A 4,419-nucleotide genomic window follows, 5' to 3' on the forward strand; every position below is an offset into this window, starting at 1 on the left:
AGCAGGGCCCGGCCGATGGCCAGCATCTGCTGTTCGCCGCCCGAGCAATACCCCGCCAGGCGGTGGCGCAGTTCGGCGAGGCGAGGGAAGTACCCGTACACCCGCCTCAGTTCGCGTGTCCAGGCGCCGTCCCGGCGGCTGGCCGCCCCCACGCGCAGGTTCTCCTCGACGGTGAGGTGCTTGAAAATGCGCCGGCCCTCAAGCACCTGAACGACGCCGAGCCGCACGATCGCCTCCGGCGCTAGGCGGTCGAGGCGCCTCCCCTCCAGGTCCACGCTGCCCTGGCGCACCCGCCCGTCCTCGGTATCCAGCAGGCCCGAGATGGCCCGAAGGGTCGTGGTTTTCCCGGCCCCGTTGGTGCCCAGCAGGGCCACGATCTCGCCCCGGCTTATGGAGAGCGAGACCCCCTTGAGCACCAGGATGACGTCGTGGTAGACGACCTCGATGTTGTTGACGGTCAGCACGGCCGGGCCCGCATCTCACCGCAGCGCCCGGAACTGGCCGATGTAATCGAGCCGGTTGTCCCGGGCGCTGAGCCGGTAGAGCAACACGTAGTCGGCGCCCCAGTGGCGCTGCGGCGTGAACGTGATCGGCGGCGCCACCCCGCCCGTGTCGAAGTTGTTCAGCGCCTCCAGCGCATCCTTGACGCCTTCGCCCGTAAGCGCCCGGGCGCGCCGGATCCCCTCCACCACCGTCTGGGCCGTCACGACCCCCTGGGCGTAGTGAGGCGGCCGCACGGCGATGTCCGGGTGGTAGCGCTGGTTGAGGGAGCGCACGAACGCCATCCCGGGCACGTCCGTCGGCCAGGTGACGGTGGCCGACGTGGTGATGACGCCGTCGGCGTTGGCCCCACCCAGGTGCAGCAACTCCTCGCCGCCGGCGTAGTGGATGGCCAGGTACTGGGCCCGTAAACCGTTGCGGCGGGCGTCCCTCAGGAAAACGGCGACGGGTGGTGCCGTGTTCTGGAACAGCACGAACTCTGCGCGCTGGCGGCGCAGTTCCAGCACCTGGCTCGTGGCGTCCAGAACGTCGCTGGCGAGCTCCTGCTGGGCCACGACGGGCCAGCCCATCTGTTCGGCCCACGCTTTGCCGGCGGCCAGCGGCGAGCGCCCGTAGGGCGAAGGATGGACGCTGAAGGCGATGCGGGGGGCCTGCCCCGGGGCGAGCTGTTCTTTGATGTAGTTGAGCAGGATGCGCATGTGGTCGTCATAAGGCATGCTGATGAAGAAGTTGTACGCCCCCGGGGCCTCGAGCAGCCCTGCGTGGAAGGAGGCCGACAGCGTCGGGACGTGGGCCGAGTTGACCACGGGCTTCATGGCCACGTTGGGCCCGGTGCCCCAGGAGATGAGCGCCACGATCTTCTCTTCGGAAATGAACCGCTGCAGCGCCGTCACGGCCATCTGGGGGTTGTACTGGTCGTCGGTCCAGACCAGCTCAACCCGGACGGGGCCGGCGGCGCTGTCCACCACACCGCCTTTCTCCTCGGCAAGCCAGCGGAAGTAGTCCCGAATGCCGTCCGCGTAGTGCACGCCCACGTCGCTGGTGGGGCCGGTGTAGGTGATGATGGCCCCCACCTTGACGGTTGGCACCGCGCCGGCCTGTACCGACGGGGCCCCCAGCATCACGGCCAGAGCCGCCACGGCTGCGACCACGGCCGCTGCCCCCAGCGGCACATGCCGCTCCGGCCGGCTTGTCCGGACGCCTGACCTGACCCGGTAGTCCAACGCGCCCATGCTCTTCCTGCACCCCTTCCGCGCCGTCCCTAATACCGGAACGGCCAGTGGTTGAAGTAGGCCTTGATGACCCGCCAGCGGTCGGCGAGCCCTTCGGGCTCGAAGATGAGGAACCCCACGATAACGGCCCCGAAGGCCGAGTACCGCAGCCCGATGAACAGATTGGACGCTCCCGGCAGCGCCGCCGACAGCGCGTCGGCCAGTACCCTGAGGCCCTCAGGCAGCAGGGTGATGAGCAGGGCGCCCAGCACCGACCCCAGCACCGACCCGACCCCGCCGACGATGATCATCGCCAGGTACTCGACCGACAGCAGCAGCGAAAACCGCTCAGCCGAAACCACGCCGGTCAGATACGCCCACAGCGCCCCCGCGGTGCCCACGTAGAAGGCACTCACGGAGAAGGCCAGCACCTTGTACCCGAAAACCGGGATCCCCATGGCCGCCGCGGCCCGGTCGTTGTCGCGGATGGCCAGCCAGGCGCGCCCGGTACGGGTGCGGAGCAGGTTCAAGGCCATCCAGACGGCCAGCGCGGCGGCGGCCATCAGGAACATGCCGTACGCCGGCCCCCGGCTCAGCACCCACGGGCCGATGCGCGGTTCCGGGAGCACCAGGTAGGACGTGCCGCGCCCCTTGCTGTCGTACCAGCCGAACAGGAACGCCAGCAGAACCTGCGCCGCCAGAGTCGACAGCGCCAGGTACAGGCCCTTCACCCTCAGCGACGGGATGCCGAACACCGCCCCCACCGCCGCCGTGGCCAGCCCCGCCAGCGGAACGGCCAGGACGAAGGGCACCCCCGCCTGGCTCAGGATGCCCGCCGCGTATGCCCCCACACCCATGAAGGCGCCGTGTCCAAGGGAGATCTGGCCGGTGTTGCCGGTCAGCAAATTGAGCCCCACGGCCCCGATGGTGAACACCGCCACGAGTTGGCCCAGGAAGAGCGGATAAGCCCCGACCATCCAGGGGAACGCCGCCAGCGCCGCCAGCACGGCAACGATGAACGCCCGCCCCGTATCGGTGACGAACAGGGCCATCTCGTCGGCGTAACGGGTCTTGAAGTTGCCGGTGGCCGAGAAGTGCACCGCCAAAAGCCCCCTGCGCCGTCTAGACCCGCTCGATTTCCACCGTTCCAAACAGTCCGTACGGGCGGGCCATGATGATGGCAACCAGCACGAGGAATGGCACGACCTGGCGCAGGCTGACCCCGATGAGGGGATCGAGGTAGCCGGCCGTCAGGTTTTCCAGGATGCCGATGAGCATCCCGCCCAAGATGGCCCCGGGGATGCTGTCGAGCCCCCCGACGATGGCCGCCGGAAAGACCAGGAGGCCGATGGCGCTCACGCCGTCGGTGCTCAGGTTGGTCAGGTTGCCGACGACGTAGCCCGACGCCACCGCGCTCGCCAGCGCTACGCCCCACGCCAGCGCAAAGACCCGGCGCACGCTCACGCCCAGCGCCAGCGCCGCCTGCTGGTCGTCAGCAACCGCCCGCATGGAGATGCCGGTCTGGCTGCGCCGGAAAAAGAGGGAGAAGGCGACCAGGAAAGCGGCGGACAGCCCCACAGCGAGCAACTGCACCGGCGAGAGGTAGATGAGGTCGCCCACCGAGATGGGAACGTCCTCGATCAGCGCCGGGAACCGGAAATAGCCCGGGCCCCAGACCAGGTACATGAGTCCTTTCAGAATGCTCGACAGCCCCACCGTCACCATGATGACCGAGATGATCGGCTTACCGATAAGCGGGCGAAGCACCGCCCGTTCGATGGCCAGGCCCAGCAGGAAGAACGTGGCGCCCGCGGCGATCAGCGCCGCCGCCAGCGGAAGCCCGGCAGCCGTCGCGTACCACAGCACGATGAACGCTCCCAGCGCCACGAAGTCCCCGTGCGCGAAGTTGATGACCCGGCTCGACTTGTAGATGAGCACGAAACCGAGCGCTGCCAGGCTGTATACGCTGCCCATCACGACGCCGTTAGCCAGTAACTGCAGCAGGAAGTCCGTGCCGGCCACCCCCTCGCCCGCTTTGTGGTCCGTCGGCACCTCGTAGATGGGGACCACCAGGCTCATCTCCACGCTCCGGCCGTCCTGGTAGCGGAAGTTGACCGCCACCTCCACCTGGCCGGCGCCGGAGTAAAGGGCGTTGACCAGCGGTTCGTAGCGGCGGGCGACCAGTTGACGGCGCACCTTGCCCGTGCGGGTGAGTTCCTCGTCGTCCGCGTCCAGCAGCTTGTAGAGCAGGGTGAACCGGCGGATGCGCTGCGCCTGGGGCAGGGTGCGGTTCGCCGCCACCACCTCGCCGGCCACGAGCCGGCCCACCTCCGGCTTCTGGGAAAGGTCGGCATACGTGGTGAAGGCGATCTTGCGCGCCTCCGCCCAGCGGCCGACCGTGCCGGGGTCGATGTTGATGAGCGCCGCGACGAACGGCAGGTTGTCGCCGAACACCACGGCCTCCTTGACGTACGGGCTGAACTTCAGCTTGTTCTCCAGGAACTGCGGGCTGAAGACGGTTCCGTCGGCCGTGCGCATCACGTCGCTGAGCCGGTCGATGACCACCAGGTGGCCCCGGTCGTCCAGGTAGCCGGCGTCGCCGGTATGGAGCCACCCGTCCTCGAGCAGGCGCTTCGTCTCCTCCGGGCGCTTGTAGTAGCCAGGGGTCACGCTTGCGGCCCGGGCGAGGATCTCGCCCTGGGGGCTG

Annotated in this window: 4 protein-coding genes and 1 pseudogene; all 5 read right to left on the reverse strand. The window is 68.7% G+C overall.

Annotation, left to right across the window (positions count from 1 at the left end; translation table 11 throughout):
* Positions 1-464: ATP-binding cassette domain-containing protein (locus AB1609_16535; protein MEW6048056.1), on the reverse strand; the 464-nt coding region annotated here is incomplete at its 3' end.
* A 15-nt stretch (positions 465-479) separates the two neighbouring features.
* Positions 480-1,733 (reverse strand): ABC transporter substrate-binding protein, encoded by a 1,254-nt coding sequence (locus tag AB1609_16540; GenBank protein ID MEW6048057.1) that lies wholly within the window; start codon positions 1,731-1,733, stop codon positions 480-482.
* 29 nt (positions 1,734-1,762) lie between these two features.
* On the reverse strand, positions 1,763-2,812 hold the full coding sequence (locus AB1609_16545; protein MEW6048058.1) for a branched-chain amino acid ABC transporter permease: 1,050 nt from the start codon (positions 2,810-2,812) through the stop codon (positions 1,763-1,765).
* Positions 2,813-2,834: 22 nt separating this feature from the next.
* Entirely contained in the window at positions 2,835-3,686 is an 852-nt protein-coding gene (locus tag AB1609_16550; protein ID MEW6048059.1) for a branched-chain amino acid ABC transporter permease, read from the reverse strand.
* A gap of 117 nt (positions 3,687-3,803) precedes the next feature.
* Positions 3,804-4,419: pseudogene (locus tag AB1609_16555) on the reverse strand (long-chain fatty acid--CoA ligase).

This window comes from Bacillota bacterium, assembly GCA_040754675.1.
GTDB lineage: Bacteria > Bacillota > Limnochordia > Limnochordales > Geochordaceae > Geochorda.

Bases quoted from the DNA above. Each gene is read 5' to 3' on its own strand.
- AB1609_16540 (MEW6048057.1), bottom strand. From the start codon at position 1,733: ATGGGCGCGTTGGACTACCGGGTCAGGTCAGGCGTCCGGACAAGCCGG.
- AB1609_16550 (MEW6048059.1), bottom strand. From the start codon at position 3,686: ATGGGCAGCGTATACAGCCTGGCAGCGCTCGGTTTCGTGCTCATCTAC.